13 protein-coding genes are annotated in these 17663 nt (G+C 60.5%); all 13 read right to left on the reverse strand.

Annotated features, from left to right (window positions below):
- Positions 1-7: 7 nt before the first annotated feature.
- Positions 8-1423: an aldehyde dehydrogenase family protein gene (locus H7698_RS04865; protein WP_194690744.1), complete on the reverse strand. Its 1416-nt coding sequence runs from the start codon at positions 1421-1423 to the stop codon at positions 8-10.
- Entirely contained in the window at positions 1416-2606 is a 1191-nt protein-coding gene (locus H7698_RS04870) for a pyridoxal phosphate-dependent aminotransferase (RefSeq protein ID WP_162441120.1), read from the reverse strand. The genes H7698_RS04865 and H7698_RS04870 overlap by 8 nt, the downstream gene beginning before the upstream one ends.
- A 36-nt stretch (positions 2607-2642) precedes the next feature.
- Positions 2643-4250 carry a 5-guanidino-2-oxopentanoate decarboxylase gene (locus H7698_RS04875; protein ID WP_194690783.1) on the reverse strand — a complete coding sequence of 536 codons (1608 nt, stop codon included), beginning with the start codon at positions 4248-4250 and terminating at the stop codon, positions 2643-2645.
- A gap of 10 nt (positions 4251-4260) precedes the next feature.
- Complete coding sequence (locus tag H7698_RS04880; RefSeq protein WP_194690745.1) at positions 4261-6360, reverse strand: acetate--CoA ligase family protein; 2100 nt, start codon at positions 6358-6360, stop codon at positions 4261-4263.
- An 18-nt stretch (positions 6361-6378) separates the two neighbouring features.
- Entirely contained in the window at positions 6379-7539 is a 1161-nt protein-coding gene (locus tag H7698_RS04885; RefSeq protein WP_194690746.1) for an acyl-CoA dehydrogenase family protein, read from the reverse strand.
- 52 nt (positions 7540-7591) lie between these two features.
- Positions 7592-8383: an enoyl-CoA hydratase/isomerase family protein gene (locus tag H7698_RS04890; RefSeq protein ID WP_194690747.1), complete on the reverse strand. Its 792-nt coding sequence runs from the start codon at positions 8381-8383 to the stop codon at positions 7592-7594.
- Between the two features lie 328 nt (positions 8384-8711).
- Complete coding sequence (locus H7698_RS04895; protein WP_162439483.1) at positions 8712-10124, reverse strand: amino acid permease; 1413 nt, start codon at positions 10122-10124, stop codon at positions 8712-8714.
- Positions 10125-10334: 210 nt separating this feature from the next.
- The gene (locus H7698_RS04900) at positions 10335-12596 is read right to left on the reverse strand and encodes an ATP-binding protein (RefSeq protein WP_194690748.1); all 2262 of its coding nucleotides are present in this window, start codon (positions 12594-12596) and stop codon (positions 10335-10337) included.
- Positions 12593-13366 (reverse strand): substrate-binding periplasmic protein, encoded by a 774-nt coding sequence (locus H7698_RS04905; RefSeq protein WP_194690749.1) that lies wholly within the window; start codon positions 13364-13366, stop codon positions 12593-12595. Before H7698_RS04905 ends, H7698_RS04900 begins: the two co-directional genes overlap by 4 nt.
- 5 nt (positions 13367-13371) lie before the next feature.
- The gene (locus H7698_RS04910) at positions 13372-14088 is read right to left on the reverse strand and encodes a response regulator (protein ID WP_162439480.1); all 717 of its coding nucleotides are present in this window, start codon (positions 14086-14088) and stop codon (positions 13372-13374) included.
- A gap of 91 nt (positions 14089-14179) precedes the next feature.
- Positions 14180-14827, reverse strand: coding sequence for a TetR family transcriptional regulator C-terminal domain-containing protein (locus H7698_RS04915; protein ID WP_162439479.1), 648 nt, complete (start codon positions 14825-14827; stop codon positions 14180-14182).
- 103 nt (positions 14828-14930) lie between these two features.
- Positions 14931-16229, reverse strand: coding sequence for a Xaa-Pro dipeptidase (locus tag H7698_RS04920; protein WP_194690750.1), 1299 nt, complete (start codon positions 16227-16229; stop codon positions 14931-14933).
- A gap of 40 nt (positions 16230-16269) precedes the next feature.
- Positions 16270-17550: an OprD family outer membrane porin gene (locus H7698_RS04925; protein ID WP_194690751.1), complete on the reverse strand. Its 1281-nt coding sequence runs from the start codon at positions 17548-17550 to the stop codon at positions 16270-16272.
- Between the last annotated feature and the right edge of the window lie 113 nt (positions 17551-17663).

Raw genomic sequence — 17663 nt, forward strand, 5'->3', positions numbered from 1 at the left:
TCAGGACTCACACCTGAATCGCCTTCACTTCGACGAATTCGTTGAGCCCTTCCTCCCCCCATTCACGGCCATTGCCCGATTGTTTGTAGCCACCGAACGGCGCTTGATAATTGAACGCCGCGCCATTGAGAAAGCACTGTCCCGCGCGCAGTTGCCGCCCCAGGCTCAAGGCCCGTTCATGACTGCCGGCCCAGACCCCGCTGGACAGGCCGAACGGTGAATCGTTGGCGATCTGGATGGCCTGCGCTTCGTCGTCGTAGGGAATCAGGCACAGCACCGGGCCGAAGATTTCTTCCTGGGCGATGCGCATGCGGTTGTCGACATCCGCGAACACGGTCGGGCTGACATAGAAACCGCGCTCGAATTCCTGCGACGCTTCGCCACCGCACACTAATCGCGCGCCCTCCTGCAAACCGGTCTGGATGTAGTCGAGTACCGTGCGCCGTTGGGCCGCCGAACACATCGGCCCGAGGAAGCTTTGCGGGTCCAGCGGATCACCCATGCGCAGGCTTTGGGCTTCGGCAATTGCCAGTTCCACGGCCTCGGCATAGCGACTGGCCGGCAGCAACATGCGGGTCAACGCGGTGCAGGTCTGCCCGGAGTTGATCATCACGTCCTGCACGCCGTAGCGCACGGCGGCGGCCAGGTCGGCGTCCTCGGCAATCAGCAGCGCCGACTTGCCACCCAGTTCCAGGCACACGCGCTTGACCGAAGGTGCCGCGGCTTGCGCCACCCGTACGCCCGCGCCGGTGGAGCCGGTGAACGACACCATGTCCACGTCCGGGTGTTTGGCCAGGGCTTCACCGACCTTCGAACCGGGCCCGCTGACCAGGTTGAACACGCCCGCCGGCAAGCCGATCGCTTCAATCATCTGCGCCAGCAAGAACGCGTGCAACGGGGTTTCCTGACTGGGTTTGACCACCACGGTGCAACCGGCGGCGAGTGCCGGGGCGAGTTTGCCGATCAACTGGTGCAGCGGGTAATTCCACGGGTTGATGAACGCGCACACGCCCACCGCTTCGCGAATCACCAACGAGTTGCCGACCTCGCGAACGTCGTCCATCAGGCCGGCGAGTTCGATGTATTGCTCAAGCCCTTCGATCGGCCCGTCGACCTGAACCGAACGGCACCATTGCACCGGCATCCCCAGCTCGGCGGTGATCACCGAGGCCATCTCGTCAGCTCGCTCGCGCAGCTGTTCGGCGAGGGCGCGAATGTAGCCGGCACGCACGCTCGAAGGCGTGCGCGACCATGAAGCAAAGGCGCGACGGGCGGCGGCAACCGCGTGGTCGACATCACGTTCATCGCCCAGCGGCACCGACCCTGCGACGGCTTCGGTGGCCGGGTTGATGACCTCGGCGATACCTTGCCCCGACGGTGTCTGCCAGCGGCCATCGATAAACAGCGTGGTGTAGTCATGCATAAATCGGCGTCTCCATCAGTTCACTGGCACAACGTGCGATGCGCTGGCAGGCATCACTCAAGGCTTGCGCGTTGACCACCAGCCCCAAGCGAATATGCCCGGCAGCACTGGGGCCGAACGCTTCACCGGCCAGCACCGAGACGCCATGCCGGTCGAGCAGGCGATTGGCGAAGGCCTGTGCGCTAAGCCCGGTGTCACGAATGTCGACCATCACGAACATCCCGCCATCAGGTTTCAAGGCCCGCAGCCCCGGGCAATCGGCGAGGCTTTCGCAGACCAGGTCGCGGCGCTGGCGATAGGCTTCACGCATGGCGTCGAGTTCTGGAAGCTGGCTGTCCAGCGCCACGATAGCGGCGTCCTGGATGAAGTCGGGTGAGCCGTACAACATGCACAGCGCGAGGTTTTCCAGGTGCGTGGAAAGCGCTGGCGGCGCGACCACCCAACCCACGCGCCAACCGGTCATGGCGTGGGATTTCGACAAGCTGTTGAGCGTCGCGGTGCGTTCAGCCATGCCCGGCAAACTGGCCGGACTGACGTGCTCACCCTCGAACAACAATTCGCTATAGACCTCATCGGAAATCAGCCACAGGTCGTGGGCGATGCACAGTTCGGCCAGGGCCTGCCAAGTGCTTCGCGGGAGGCTGGCACCCGACGGGTTGTGCGGGCTGTTCAGCGCCAGGGCGCGGGTGCGCGGGGTGATGCGCGCCGCGACGTCTTCGGGCAGCACCCGAAAGCCATTTTCCGGACGCACCGGCACCGGAATCACCACCGCCCCGCACGCCCCGAACACCGCTTCATAAGTCACGTACATCGGCTCGGCGACGATCACTTCATCCCCGGGGTTGAGCACGCACTGGGCGACGCAAAACAGTGCACATTGGGCACCGGCCAACACCGTGACTTCATCGGCCGATACGGCCTGACCGCTGCGCTGCTGATGACGCCGGGCGATGCTTTCACGAAGGGCGCGTTTGCCACGGACATCGGCGTAGTGAGTGTTGCCGTTCAACAAGCTGTCGATGGCGGCCTGAACGATCGGCACCGGGGTGTCGAAATCCGGATCGCCCACCGACAGCAGCAGGATGTCTTCGCCCTGCTCCTGCAGCGCCAGGGCGCGGTAATGAATGTCCCACGCGGCAGCACCGTCACCGGAGATTCGTTGTGTCAGATCGGAAAAGCGCATGGCCTGCTCCTTTTGAAAAGCGCCGAAAAATGGGAATCAATGCGCACAGGCATGCTTGAGTTCGATCAGCGTGACGCCGTTACGCTTGAAGCCATGGCGCAAATCGGTTTGCAGTTCGGCCAGGCTTTGCGGCTGGGTCACGGTGCAACCGAACGCGCGACCCAGGGCGGCAAAGTCCGGGTTGCGTGGCAGCACGCCGATCGGCTCGATGTCCAGGCCCAGCATGTCGTCGCGAATCTGCCCCAGGGCGTCGTTGTTCCACAGCAGCACCACCAATGGGCTGTCCAGTTCCTCGACCGCCGTCGCCAGTTCCTGCGCGGTGTAGAGAAAACCGCCGTCGCCGACCAGTACCAGGCCAGGTCGCGTTGGCGCACCGAACTTGGCGCCGATACCGGCGGGCAGGCCATAACCCAAGGTGCCGTAGCCGGTCGGGTGTAACCAGCTGCGGGGTGCCAGGCTGTCGAAGGCGTAATTGCCGGTGTAGGCCAGCTGGGTCATGTCGGTGCTGATGAAGGCATTGACCGGCAACTCGGCAGCGATGCGCTCGAGAATGGCCTGGTGAATCGACTGCAAAGGACCGTGGCCGTTTTTGACGGCTTCACGCAGTTGGGTGACCGCATCAATCGCCGCCGTGGCATCACGAGGGGCGGATGGCAGGCGCTCGAGCAAGCCCGCGAGGGTCTGCTGCGCATCGCCTTGCAGCGCCACCGCGCAGGGGTAGAAGTCGTTGAACTTGCGCGGGTCGATGTCCACGCGCAGCAGTTGGGCGTTGAGCGGCAGGCGCTCGCGCCAGAAATCGGTATCGGCCATTTCAGTACCGACTGCCAACACCACATCGGCTTCGGCGATCAGGTTCCAGCCAGGTTCCACGCACAGGGACGAGCCGGCATTGAGCGGCGCGTCCGGTGGCAGCAGGCCTTTGCCTGCAACGCTGGTGAATAATGGCGCGGCCAATTGGGTGCTCAGTGCCTGCAGTTCCTGCGCCGCATTAAGTGCGCCACCACCGGCAATGATCATCGGCCGTTTGGCGTTTTGCAGCGTGGCGACGGCTTCGTCCAATGCGCGGGTCGACGCCGGGCCACGACCCGGACGGCGTACGACGTCGTTACTCCAGTCGCGGGCCACTTGTGCCGACAGCACGTCCAGCGGCACCGAGATGTGCACCGGACGCGGGCGTTCGCTGTCGAATACGGCGTAGGCGCGGGCGATCAGTTCGGGCAGGTCCTCGGCGCTTAACGCTACCGCCGAGAACGCCGTGATCGGCGCGGTCATGGCGCGCTGATCCTGAGTTTCATGCAGGCACCCCCAGCCTTTTCCGAGGCTGGCCGTGTGGTTGACGCTGGAGATCACCAGCATCGGAATCGAGTCGGCGTACGCCTGGCCGATACCGGTCGCAGCGTTGGTCACGCCCGGCCCGGTGATGATGAAGCACACCCCCGGTTTGCCACTGACGCGGGCATACCCATCGGCCATGAAACTGGCGCCTTGTTCATGGCGGGTCAGGACGTGGCGAATGCCGCTGCCCGGCAGGCCGCGATACAGTTCCAGCGTGTGCACGCCGGGAATGCCGAACACGGTGTCAACGCCGTAGTTGGCCAGCAGACGGACCAGGGCCTGGCCGCCGGTCAATGTCGTGGTTTGCATGTTCATATCCTCACTCGTGGCCAAGGCGAATCAACGCGTCGACCGCAGTCGTGCCATGGGCACCGACCAACAATGGGTTCACATCGAGTTCCAGCAATTGATCGGCGTTCTCACAGGCGTAATCGGCCACCGAGCGAATGGCCGCGACCAGCGCCTCCAGGTCAGCCGCTTCACGACCGCGAAAACCCTGCAGCAATGCGGCACTGCGCAGGCTCAGCAACGCAGCGCGAATAGCGCCATCGGTGGTCGGCAGCAGCAGGCTGCGACTGTCCTTGAGCAGCTCCACCAGAATGCCGCCAGCGCCGAACACGAGGGCCAGGCCGAAGTCATTTTCGCGTTTGATGCCGACGATCAATTCAGCCAGTGGTGCTGAAGCCATGGGTTCCAGCAACACCTGATCAAAGGGCACCTGCGGCGCGTAATCGGCGATGCTCGCGCGCATCGTTTCCAGCGCGGCGGTCAGGGCCGCGCCATCCTTCAAATTAAGCGCGACGGCACCGGCTTCGGTTTTGTGCGGCAACTGCGCGCTGACGGCTTTGAGCACCAGCGGGTAACCCAACGCGTTGGCGTCGGTGAGTGCCTTCGCCGGTGTGCTCAGTACACCGTTGGGGGTCGGCAGTCCGAAGGCACGCAGCGCCTGCTTGGAATCCCACTCGTTGAGCAGGCGACCCTCGTCTTCCAGTGCCTGGGGGCACAGCGGCACGAGTGCCGATTCGCCCAGCGCGAGCAGCGCCTCACGGTTGCGCTGATAACCGGCGATCAGTCCCCAGGCGGTCAAGCCGTCTTCCACACCTTGCAGCGCAGCGACGCCTCGGGCATGCAGCAATTCACGCGCGCTGGCCGGCAGCAATTCAGGGAAGGCCGAGGTGACAAAACCGGTCTTGCCGTGACGGACCAGCGCGGCGCAGTAAAGCTCCAGCAGCAGGTCGCATTCCTTGCGTTCGCCGGTGGACTCCGTCGGGTAATCGAGCACCAGCATGGCCGCATCAGCCTCGGTGCGCAGGGCGCTGTCGAGCATGCGGTTCAGCGCTTCGCCGTCACCCCAGATCGCCGTGGTGAAATCCAGCGGATTGACCAGGTTGGCGTAGCTCGGTAGCACCTGGGCAAGCTCTTCGCGCTGACCTTCATCGAGCTTGGGCAACATCAGGTCGTTGCGTTCGGCATAGTCGGCAATCAGTCCGGCGTCGCCACCGGAACAGGCCAGTGCAATCAGGCTATTGCCCGAGGGCAATTTTCCGCAAGCAGCGGCCTTGAGCGTTTCGACAAAGCTCACCGGACCACTGACGCGGATCACGCCAAGACGTGCGAAAAGGCTGTCGTACAGCGCATCGGATCCGGAGAGCGAACTGGTGTGACTGAGGGCGAGTTCGGCGCCGATCTGCGACACACCGGTTTTCAGGGCAATAATCGGAATGCCCTTTTCCAGCGCCTTGTGCGCGGCCCGGGCAAATCCCGGAACGTTTTTCAGTCCTTCCATGTGCAGGCCGATGGCGGTGACCCGAGGTTCGTCGAGCAGCACGTCCATCAATTCAGCGACGCCCAGTTGTGCTTGATTACCGACCGATGCCATGTACGCAACCGGCAGCGAGCGGTCGCTCATGGACAGGTTGTAGGCAAAGTTGCCGCTCTGGGTCAGCACGGCGACACCCTTCTCCACCGGCTTGCCGCCGTGGGCCACCGGCCATAACGCCGAGCTGTGCAGGTAGTCGAGCAAGCCGTAGCAATTGGGACCGAGCAGGGCCATGTCGCCGGCCGCCTCGAGCAACTGTTGCTGCAGGGCCTGGCCTTCTGCTCCGGTCTCGGCAAACCCAGAGGCGTAGCAGATCACACCGCCAGCGCCTCTTGCCGCCAGCTGCGCCACGGCGGTCAGGGTCAGCTCGCGATTGGTGGCGATGAACACAGCGTCCGGGCCCCAGGGCAGCGCGTCGATGCCGGGCACACAGGGCACACCTTCGAGGCTTTCATGCTGCGGATTCACCAGCCACATTTGCCCCTGGTAGCCACCTTCGGCGCAACGCTTGAGCGCGCGCGCCATGCTGCGGCCACCGACGAACGCCAGGTGGCGCGGCGCGAGCAGGCGTTTGAGGTTTTCACGAATAGTCTGCGACATGCTTGTTCTCCAGGCCGATCAGCGCAGCAGCGGCCGCAGTAGCTCGCGGGAAATGATGTGACGCTGGATTTCCGAGGTGCCTTCCCAGATCCGCTCGATCCGCGCGTTACGCCAGATGCGTTCCACCGGTCCTTCATCCATCAGGCCCATGCCGCCGAAGATCTGCACCGCCTCATCAGCCGCGCGGCCGAGCACTTCACTGGCGAACAATTTGGCCATGCCGGCCTCGCCGTCGGTCATCGTGCCCTGGTCCATTTTCCAGGCGGTGTGCAGGGTCAGAAGCTCAGCCGCACGAATCTGCGTGGCCATGTCCGCGAGCTTGAACGAGATGCCCTGGTAGGTACCGATCGGCTGGCCGAACTGCTTGCGGTCCGCCGCCCATTGCAGCGACACGTCGAGTGCCCGTTGGGCCTGGCCGACGCAGTTGGCGGCGACCATCACGCGCCCTGCCGTCAGCCAGGCATTGGCCACTTCCCAGCCCTTGCCGACTTCACCCAGGACTTTGCTCGCGGGTACGCGGCAGTCGTCGAAGAACATTTCGAAGGTGTGGTAACCGCGGTTGCTCACGCACTTGGGGCCACGGCGAATGGTCATGCCCGGCGTGTCGCGATCCACCAGGAACGAGGTCACGGCGTTGCGCTTTTTGCCGTTGTGTTCGTAGGTGTCGGTGACCGCGAAAACGATGGCGAAATCGGCGTGGCCAGCGTGGCTGATGAAATGCTTGCTACCGTTCAAAACGAAGTCATCACCGTCGCGCACGGCACGGGTTTTGATCGCATTCGCATCGGAACCGGCACCCGGCTCGGTGAGCGCGAAGCAGTCGATTTTCTCGCCTTGAATACACGGCAGCAGGTAGTCGCCAATCTGGCTGCCGGTGCACGCCATGAGGATTTTTGAAGGACGTGCGACGAACACGTGCAGCGCCCATGACACCTTGGACAGCTCCCGCTCGATCAGCGCCTGGGACAGGTAATCGAGACCGCCACCGCCGACTTCTTCCGGCATGTTGAAGGCATAGAATCCGGCGGCGATGGCCTTGCCGCGGATCTCGGCCGCCAATTCCGGGGAGACTTCGTCGGCACGATCAACCGCATCTTCGTGAGGCAGCAGTTCCTTGGCGACGAAGCTGCGTACTGCGTCCACCAACATTTCTTGTTCTTGGGTCAGTTGGAAATTCATGGGTGCTACCTGTTGTTCGTGTGCGGGTTAGAGGTGCAAGGCAGAAGCGGTTTTATCGACCGACAAACCGGGCCGGGCGTTTTTCCACGGAAGCGCGCAAGGCCTCGGCACCGTCCTCGCTGCGACCGCAGAGCAGGCCGGCGGCGAGCTCGGCTTGCAGTTGTTCCGGCAGGCTGCGCTGGGCGCCTTCGCGCATGAGTTTTTTGGTCTGGACGAAGGCGAAGGTTGGGCCGTTGGCCAGGCGGGTTGCCAACTCACCGGTGACGTCGAGCAGTTGCTCGTCGGCGCACACTTCACCTACGAGTCCGGTCGCCAGGGCACGGTCTGCCCCCCACAACTCATCGAGAAACAGCAGGCGCTTGGCTTGCTCAGTGCCGATCAACCGAGGCAGGTGCCAGCTGGCACCGGCGTCCGGGGAATACGCCATGCTGGTGTAGCCGGCCTTGAAGCGTGCCGATTGCGCAGCGATGCGCAGGTCGCAGCACAGCGTCAGGTCCATGCCGGCGCCCACAGCAGTGCCATTGATTGCGGCGATGGTCGGTTTTTCCAGGCTGTACAGGCGGCTCATCAGGGCGTGGGCGGTTTCGGTCCAGCCGTAGCTTTCGAGCGCGCCACGGGCCTCGGCTTCGGCCCATTCAGCGAGGTCGGCACCGGCACAGAAACTGCGGCCACTGCCGGTCAATACGACGACACGCACGGCGGGATCGGCGTTGAATTCATCGAGCAGGGCGTGGAGGTTTTTCAGGGTCGGAATATCCAGCGCGTTGCGCTGAGCGGTGCGATTGAGGGTGATCCAGGCAACGCCTGCTTCGACCTGGCTGAGCAGAGAAGGTTGAGTAGTCATTGCGAGTCCTCGAATTATTTTGATTGGAATGAGGTGATGCGACTTGGGGTCATACTAAACGAGTGTTCAGTAAGGCGGCAATTGGGGGGATGAATGGCTGTAACAGACGCGAAAACCACTTATCTTTCTGTTTTTTAAGGCTTTTTTGTTTCTTGACGCGAAGACAGGGATGGGTTTGTTACAACTTTGAACAACTGGGTACACCGAGGGCTTTTCCGAACTCCACAATTCATCCCGATACCCCAATACCCCTGGAGCGCCGGGGGCGATTGGCGGGCATAAAAAAACGCGACGGTCACCCATCGCGTTTTCAGTTTGCCCCGCGCAGTTACACGGACGGCAAGCTCGGCGCCAGCACGCCCTGGCGTTTACGGTAGATCAGGAAGTAAGCGCTGTAGCAGACCATGATGAAACCAAAGCCCCAATACAGCGAAGGGCGTTGCGTCTCATCCAGTGCCAGGAACACAAACAGCGAGCAGCACAGTGCAATACACGTCAGCGGAATCAGCGGGAACAATGGCGCACGGTATTTCAGGTCGCTGAGTTTGCCGCCATCACGCAGGAAGGCCTTGCGGAACTTGTACTGCGCCAGCGCGATAACGATCCAGGTCACGGTGCCCGACATGCCACTGACCGCCATCAACACCATGAACAACGTGTCCGCCGCGATGAAGCTGGTCATCAGTGACACGAGCGCGAAGCACAGGGTGATGCTCAGCGCCCGCAATGGCACGCCACGTTTGCTCAACGTCGACAGGCCTCTTGGCGCCATGCCGGTTTTCGACATGGCCCACAAAATGCGCGTCGAGGCATACAGACCCGAGTTACCGACCGACAGAATCGCGGTAAGGATCACGAAGTTCATCAAGTCGGCGGCGTACGGAATGCCGACCATGTCGAACACCTGCACGAACGGACTCTCCATCAGCCCCGCCTGCTCCCACGGCACAATGGCCGAGAGCACTACGATGGCCAGCACATAGAAAATCAACACACGAAACACGACATTGCGGACCGCGCGGGGAATGCTTTTTTCCGGCTGATCGGTTTCGCCAGCCGCCACGCCCATGATTTCGCACCCCTGGAACGCGTAGACCACGGTCATCATCACCGCGAACACCGCCGACAGGCCGTGGGGGAACAGCGAGTCACCCACCAGGTTGGTCAACAGAGGCGCCGGTGCGCCGCTGGTCAACGGAATAGCGCCGAAGATCACCAGGATACCGACCACGATGAACCCGAGAATCGCCGCAACCTTGATGCCGGAGAACCAGTACTCCGCCTCACCGAAGGCACGGGTCGCCAGCGCGTTCAGGCCGAACAACACTGCCACGAACAATGCTGACCAGTACCAGATCGGGATGTCCGGAAACCAGCGCTGCATCAACATGCCAGCGGCGGTGAATTCCAGGCCGACGGTGGTGGCCCAGCTCATCCAGTACACCCAGCCGATCATGAAGCCTGTGGCCGGTCCGATGAATTTGGTGGCGTGGGTCTGGAAGGAGCCCGACACCGGCATTTGCACGGACAGCTCGCCCAGGCAAACCATCACCAGGTACATCAGGAAACCAGCGACCAGGTAAGCCAGAATCGCGCCCACCGGGCCGCTTTGATTGATGATGACGCCGGACCCCATGAACAATCCGGTGCCGATGACGCCGCCCAGCGACAACATGAAAATGTGCCGGCTTTTCAGGGCTCGAGTGAGGTGGATGCCTTCGCGTTCGATAGGTTTGCTCATATCGGCACCTCAGTATTTGACGAGGTGCATGGCGAATGACAGGACGTCACGGCGCGGGGAAGAGTCAGCATTACGGCGTTTCATTATTATTATCTCCAATAAGCTTCGAAGACCGCGCTTGCGGCGGTTGCCATCGATTATTGGAAGACCATGTAAGCTGGAGTTGTACGCAAGGATCAAAGATGTAAAAAGTCGTAACAAACTTGTACGTCAGGCGTGTAACAGATCGCCCAAAGTCTGGCGGGAGTGCCGCAGTTGCTCATGAACCTGCGGTGCCAGCACTCGCAACGCCGCTTCGTCATTGATTATCGCGGCCTCCTCCAGCGCTCGCAGTACGTTGGCCAATGCGCGGAATCCAAGCGAATCGCTGCTGCCGGCTAACCGGTGCGCCAGGTGCGCGACTTCGGTGCAATCGCCGGCATCAATGGCTTCCGTCAGTGCTTCGCTGTGCTGTTTGATCGAGTCGCGCAACACCTCCAGCAAGCCCAGGAGTTTCTGTTCTCCGAGCAAGGTGCGATGCGTGTCCAGCAGCGGCCAATCCATCGCGTCGTCATCACGTTGCGGCACCGGCACCGGCGATTGGCCGGACAATGCCTGACGCAGATTGTCGAGCTTCAGCGGTTTGGCGAGGATGGCGTCCATGCCGGCATCCAGGTAGCCGCGCACCAGAGCCGGCTGCACGCTGGCGGTCAGGGCGAAGATTCGGCTGTGACGATTGGGCCCGTCTTCACTGCGCAGCTGTTTGCACAACTCGACGCCACTGATGCCAGGCAAATGCACGTCGAGCAGGATCAAATCGAATCTCTGCGCGGTGCATAGCGTCAGTGCCTGCCGGGCTTCTTCGGCGAACCAGACCTGATGCCCGTCCCGCTGCAACAATCCGTTGACCACTTCGCGGTTCAGCGCCACGTCCTCGACCACCAGAATGTTCAGCGCGCAGCCCGGGACGCTGCTCAACTTCACACTGGCCGCCGCAGCGGTCGGTTGCAACGCCAGTTCAAACCAGAAACAGCTGCCCCGCCCGACTTCACTGTCAACGCCGATCCGCCCGCCCAACTGTTCCACCAGGTGCTTGCTGATCGCCAGCCCGAGCCCGGTGCCGCCGAAGCGTTGCGCGACTTCTTCACTGGCCTGGGTGAAGCGTTCGAAGATCTTTTCCTGCATCGCCGGCGCGATGCCAATGCCGTTGTCGGTCACGCTCACGCGTAGCCAATGAGCAGCGTGATCAGAAACGGCAGGCAGCAGGATGACCTCCACCGTGACCTCGCCGCCTTCGGTGAACTTGATCGCATTCGCCAGCAAGTTACTGAGCACCTGACGCAGGAATTGCTCGGCCCCAAGATGTCGGTCCGCCACCTGTGGATCGACCCGGCATTGCAGCATCGTGTCGTTGCTCGATGCCCGTGGCTCAAGCAGCGTCAACACTTCATCGAGCAATTGTCGCAGGGAAAAATTGACCGGCTCGGGATGACTTTCGCCCTCTTCCAGCCGGGCGAAATACAGCACCTCGTTGAGGATCGACAGCAACCCTTCGCCAGCCTTGTACAACGCATCCAGACGTTTGCCGTCGCGCTCATCCAGACGGGCGTCGCGCAGCAATTCGGCCATACCAAGAATGCCGTTGAGCGGTGTGCGCAGTTCGTGGCTCATGGTCGCGAGAAAACGCGACTTGGCGAGGTTGGCCGCTTCAGCTTCGTCCTTGGCGCGCATCAGGCTGGCGGTGCGGCGCTCGACCCTGCGCTGCAGTTCATCGCGGTTGGTCTGCAGGGCCAATCGATCGGTTTCGCGCCGGGCAATATCGCTGAGTATCGCTCGACGCATGTCGTCGAGCGCATAGGCCACGGTGTCGATTTCGTCTTCGTCAGGGTGCGATCTTTTGTCCAGGTGCAGCGGCTCGTGCCAGTCGCCCGCAGCGATGCGTCGGGCAAAGTCGGCCATCACTTGCAGATGACGCGTGACCAAGCGGTAAAACAACGCCGAGAGCACGACCGCCAACCCGCACAGGAACACACTCATCCACAACAGGCTGGTCAATCCCGTGGTGTATAGACGTTCATGCACCGCGCCGAGATCGGTGCTGACTTCCAATTGACCCAGATGCCGCAACGGTCCTGACGGCGGTTGATAGTCCAGTTCAAAACGCTCGATGCGCAATGCCCCTGCCGGGTCGGGATTACCTTGCAGCAGATTGAAATCGGGGCTGATCAAACGAACACGCGCCACGTCTGAGAAGTCCACCAGGCCGCGGAGTTGCACATTGAGCTGGTCCTGGTTCAAGTCCCAGAGACTGCGTTCCAGACTCGCGAGATAGCCGGCGCGAATCAGCTCCATGCGCGAGTCGATGTCGCGCATTTCGCGTTGGTATTCGAAGTACAACTGCACGCTGCTCGCCAGCACCGTGAAACACAGACTGAAGAACAGAATGTACAACAGGAGCCGACGCAGCAGCCCGACCGGGCGCGCATGAATCATGGTGAACTCGTGGGCGGTTTCAGGAGGTCGCGGTAAATGGCTTCACTTTCAGCCAGCAGGCGGTCGACCTGTCCCGAGTCAATCATGTGCTGCAACTGTTCATTGATCTCCGGCATCCGCCTGGCCAGGGACGAACGCCGAGAGACGGCCACGCGCAGAGAGTCCACGCCAAAAGAATTGCGCAAGGCGACGATGTCCTGTGCACCCGCCAGCGTATCGACTTGCATTTGTCCTGTGCGCCGTTCCGAGACGATGAAATCGATGCGTCCACGCATCAGTTTTCCGAAGTTCTGACGGCTGTCCGATACCCTTTCAAAGTTCTGATGTTCGGCGACGAAGCGGTCGAACACTTCGCCGTAACTTTCGCCGAACAAAAAGCCGCCCCGGTAATTGGCCAGGTCTTCGAGACGATCGATTTTTACCGGGTGCTGACGGTTGATGAACACGGCCACCTCTTCGCGCAACACCGGCACCGTCGAGAACACCAGACCGTGTTCACGCTCCGCGGTCCGGTAAGCCAGTACCACATCTACCCGACCCTCGGCGGCGTCCAGAACGCAGCGATTCCAGTTGTCCAACTCGACCATTTCGACTTCATAGCCCAATCGCGCAAACAGTTCATTCACCACACTGGGGGCCAGGCCACGCATGTATTTGCCGTCGCTCCAGGAGATGGGTGGGTAGACCGGGTAGTCGCAGTAGCGGACCTTTTCCGCAGCCATCACACCCGTGGCCAACAGCATCAAAATACAAACGAGCCACTGCCGCATCGTGCTCAGGCCGCCGCGCTGGCGGTGAATAGATAGCCGGCACCATGGATGGTAATGATCAACTGCGGCTCGGCCGGATCGTCGTGCAACTTGCGACGCAAGCGCCCGACCAGCACGTCGATGGAGCGGTCGTTAGGCACCCATTCACGGTTGCGGATCTGGTCCATCAATTGATCGCGACTCAGGGTATGGCCGCTGTTACGCAGGAACACGCTGAGCAGCTGGTACTCGCCGTGGGTCAGCAGGGTTTCGCAGCCACTCTGGTCGATCAAACGCCTGCGATCGGTGTCCAGCGCCCAGGCCGCGAACTGTTTGACGGGCCGGGAAATACTCGCAACCGGTTGCGGGGTATGGGCATGACGAACCCGGCGGATGAGGTTCTTAGCCCGGGAGACCAGTTCGCGTGGATTGAGGGGTTTGATCACGTAATCATCGGCGCCGCACTCAAGGCCGACGATACGATCGATTTCATCGTTGCGGCCGGTGATCAGAATGATCCCGACCTCGGAGCGGACCCGCAGTTCTCGGGTAAGGGTCAGGCCGTCCTTGCCCGGCAAGCGGATATCGAGCATCACCAGGTCGACGGAATGGCTCGCCAGAAAGGTTTCGGCCAGTTCCGCGGTGGCGGCGCAATGCACTTCATAACCTTCCTGGGACAGGTAGGCCTGCAGCAGTTCGCGAATCAGCGGATCGTCATCGACGATCAATACCCGAGGAGTCATCGCTAGGTTCCCGCGTGTGCCCGAAGGCGTGTTTCTTATTAGAGTTTTTTCCTGCACTGGCGCCAGAGAGTATCCACTGCTGAACGATCGATCAACAGCCCGTCGTCTGGACGCAAAATCTCTGTCGACCGCCGGCTTGCAATCCATCGACCCAGGCTTCACAAATCTGGATGCCCTGTTCCGGGGTGAAGGTGCCGGGGTTCAATCCGGATTCCAGCCACAAGCCGTCGAGCAATGCACTGAGGCTGATGGCCGCCAGGTCGGAATCAAAGTTTTCCCAGCCCTCCTCCTGTGCCAGCTCATTCAGCACCTTGCGCAGGATGCCGCGGTACTCGCCGTAGGAATGTTCGTGCGCAAGGTTGATCGCTTCCGCCGTTTTCACCGCGCCCCAGAACGCCAGCCAGGCATCGAGCAGTTGCGGGTCCAGCAGCTCAGCGGAAAACGAGCCCCGGAAGAAGGCCGAAAAACGCTCGCGGGCATTGGGTGCTGCCTGCTCCATCGCGGCGCGTAACAAGCCCATCACACGGCCGGTCACCGCCAGATAGGCTTCTGCGACCAGTTCGTCTTTGCCGGAATAGTGATGACTGATGAGGCCGACGGAGACACCGGCCTCGGCGGAGATCTTGCGGATGGAGGCGCCCTGAAAGCCATGGCGCTTGAGGCAAACAAGCGTTGCCTCGATGAGATTGGTTTTGCGCAGTTCTGGCGCCATTCTGGAGAATCGGACTTCCTGTGTCATTGGAGGACGTTCCTGGAGGCGAGAGTTGAGCCCTGAGCGAGCCGTTCACGAACTGAACGACTGTACAGCAACTACCCTCGCCGACTCCAGACGTAGATCCCGTTTACATCTCGGGGAATACATCGGAAGGAACAATCGCGCCGCCCTTCATGACCACCGGTGTTTTCTCGAGGATTGAGATGTCGGCGATCGGATCGCCATCGACGGCGATCATGTCGGCAAATCGACCGGCACTCACGGCGCCTACGTCCTGCTGCCAATTCAGCAAGTCGGCGGCAACCAAGGTAGCGGACTGGATCGCCTGCATGGGGGTCATGCCGTACTTCACCATGTAGGCAAACTGTCGGGCATTTTTGCCATGAGGGTAAATGCCCGCATCCGTGCCATAGGCGATTTTAACCCCGGCCTTCACCGCTTTGCGGAAACCTTCGCGCTGGACTTCAGTGGTTTCAGTATTTTTACGCAAGTAGTCTTCCGGCCACTTTTCCTCGCGCCCCACTTTATCGATGTAGTCACCGTTGTAGATGTCCATGACCAGATAGGTCCCGTTGTCCTTGGCCAACTTGACGCCTTCGTCGTCGAGTAACGAAGCATGTTCCACGGATTTCACCCCTGCACGAATGGCAGCTTTGATGCCGTCGGCGCCATGGGCGTGAACAGTGGCATAGCTTTTATGAACCTTGGCTTCCTGCACCACCGCCCGCATTTCGTCTTCGCTCATTTCCATCTGACCGGGTTCGGTCCCTTCGGCCAGTACCGCGCCTGTACCGACCATCTTGATGGTGTCCACGCCATGCTGGAACAGGTAGCGGGTCTTGAGTTTCGCGTCATTGGCATCGCGGTACACGCCGACCCGCATATCGTCTGGAATGGAAACTCCGGGAGCAAATCCCGTGACTTCCCCGCCGCCGCCGGCGACCCCGATATAAGCACCGACAACGTTCATACGCGGCCCCAGCACCTGATGGGCGTTGATCGCATCCCGCAGCGAAACATCGGTAAAGGCTCGATAGGTGCCCACGTCGTGGACGGTGGTAAAACCTGCACGCAAGGTTTGATAGGCGTGTTTGGCACCTAACAACGCGTAGTCCTGAGGTGAATGCAGGAGCGGTTCGGCCACGTTGTTTGTCATGTCCCAATCGGCGATGTGCGTATGCATATCGATAAGGCCCGGCAGGACAGTCTTGGTCGACCAGTCAATGACCTTGCTGTCGGCCGGTGGAGCGCTCCAGGGCTCGACAGCCACGATGCGATCGCCATCCACCTTGATGCGGTGGTCTGTGAGCACTTTGCCGCGCTCGACATCCACCAGGCGACCCGCATGGATGTACAAAGTGTCGGCCTGGGCGGACAACGCCATGGTCGAGAGTGATACTGCCAACGCTATGCACTTAAGCTTCATGTAATACCTCTTTTATTGTTATTGGGCGTCGCGAAATTTATTAGAAAAGATCGAACGGGTATTGGGTGATGATTCTTAGTTGTTTGACGCTATCTCCGGTAAAAGCGTGTTCGGCATACCGCACTCGAACCGAAAGATCCTTCAACGGACCACTTTCAACAACTGTTTTAAGGTCAACATCTCGTTCTATTTGCTTATCCGAATGAGCGAAGTAGGCATACAAACCATCAGGATCGACTTTTTCATTATCGATATCGAACCCGTAGATGTATTTGAAAGACAACGTCGTATGCAAGACGCCCGTTGAGCCAAAATCATATTCATACGCCAATCCGACTGATTGTTCGCCGGGGCCGTTGAAGTCCCCGTACTGTGAAGAGTTAGCCAAATAAATGGAGTCCATGTAAGTACCGTCCGAGGCCATCAAATAATCGAACGGCTGACTTCCCTGGATTTTCTGATAGGACAACGTGACAGTGTGTGGACCGTTGGCATAGGCATTGGCTAACGACCAGGCGGTGACGTTGATATCCCCGGCACGGGCCTGGCCCTCGTCCAGAGAGCGGTAGAGGTTGAAGTCGAAGCTCAGGGATTGTTCAGTACCTAACGCCAGGCTGTAATTCCCGTTGACGTAGTACTGACGCCACAGGTCTTGCGCGCGGGAGGCGTAGAAGCCGACACTGCCTTCCTCCACCGGCGTGTAGGTTAGGCCGGCGTAGTCCACATCGCCAGCTTCCACTGCGGCGTAACCGGCCATGAAACCACCGTCGTGGCCAGTGCTGGTATAGCCCATTGTAGAGTAGAAATGCCCGATATCGATGCTGACCTTGTCGATATCATCACTTAACAACTGTATGCCCCGGGTGGTCATGGGCATCAGTCGCAAGTCGGGCGTAGCGAACACCGGGTTATAGGGGCGCAGGTCGCCATACTTTAATACCGTGTTCGACACTTTCATTTTCACCGACGCGTTGAGTGTCGATGACTCGGTTCTTTCACCGTCACCGTCAGCAGGAAACATCCCTGTTCCAACCGTACCGCGACCACCGTCCAGTTTGTAAGCGGTGTAGGCACTTGCATCAATACCGAATCCGACCTGCCCTTGGGTAAATCCGGATTGATAGTCCATCTGGAAACCCTGCCCCCATCCTCGATCATCGGGATAATGGGACAGCGAGTTCCGATTAAAATACATGTTTCTTGCGATAATCTTTGCCGTACTGTCCTCAACAAAACCACCCGAGGATTCTTCCGCCTGCACTTTCAAATAACTTCCGGACACTGAAAAAACAACGACACCAAATAAGGAACGCAGCTTCATTGTAGACCTCAGGGCTTTGTTTATTATTGTTTTCTGTCACGCCTCTACCCTCCAATGTTAAGCAGGCTGTTCTTGTCATGAATAGCACTAAGATGTTGAGATTTGATCGTCCT

This window comes from Pseudomonas sp. p50(2008), from assembly GCF_015351605.1.
Classification (GTDB): domain Bacteria; phylum Pseudomonadota; class Gammaproteobacteria; order Pseudomonadales; family Pseudomonadaceae; genus Aquipseudomonas.

Bases quoted from the DNA above. Each gene is read 5' to 3' on its own strand.
- H7698_RS04905 (WP_194690749.1), bottom strand. From the start codon at position 13,366: ATGCGGCAGTGGCTCGTTTGTATTTTGATGCTGTTGGCCACGGGTGTG.
- H7698_RS04900 (WP_194690748.1), bottom strand. From the start codon at position 12,596: ATGATTCATGCGCGCCCGGTCGGGCTGCTGCGTCGGCTCCTGTTGTAC.
- H7698_RS04865 (WP_194690744.1), bottom strand. From the start codon at position 1,423: ATGCATGACTACACCACGCTGTTTATCGATGGCCGCTGGCAGACACCG.
- H7698_RS04885 (WP_194690746.1), bottom strand. From the start codon at position 7,539: ATGAATTTCCAACTGACCCAAGAACAAGAAATGTTGGTGGACGCAGTA.
- H7698_RS04910 (WP_162439480.1), bottom strand. From the start codon at position 14,088: ATGACTCCTCGGGTATTGATCGTCGATGACGATCCGCTGATTCGCGAA.
- H7698_RS04875 (WP_194690783.1), bottom strand. From the start codon at position 4,250: ATGCAAACCACGACATTGACCGGCGGCCAGGCCCTGGTCCGTCTGCTG.
- H7698_RS04890 (WP_194690747.1), bottom strand. From the start codon at position 8,383: ATGACTACTCAACCTTCTCTGCTCAGCCAGGTCGAAGCAGGCGTTGCC.
- H7698_RS04880 (WP_194690745.1), bottom strand. From the start codon at position 6,360: ATGTCGCAGACTATTCGTGAAAACCTCAAACGCCTGCTCGCGCCGCGC.
- H7698_RS04895 (WP_162439483.1), bottom strand. From the start codon at position 10,124: ATGAGCAAACCTATCGAACGCGAAGGCATCCACCTCACTCGAGCCCTG.
- H7698_RS04925 (WP_194690751.1), bottom strand. From the start codon at position 17,550: ATGAAGCTGCGTTCCTTATTTGGTGTCGTTGTTTTTTCAGTGTCCGGA.
- H7698_RS04915 (WP_162439479.1), bottom strand. From the start codon at position 14,827: ATGACACAGGAAGTCCGATTCTCCAGAATGGCGCCAGAACTGCGCAAA.
- H7698_RS04920 (WP_194690750.1), bottom strand. From the start codon at position 16,229: ATGAAGCTTAAGTGCATAGCGTTGGCAGTATCACTCTCGACCATGGCG.
- H7698_RS04870 (WP_162441120.1), bottom strand. From the start codon at position 2,606: ATGCGCTTTTCCGATCTGACACAACGAATCTCCGGTGACGGTGCTGCC.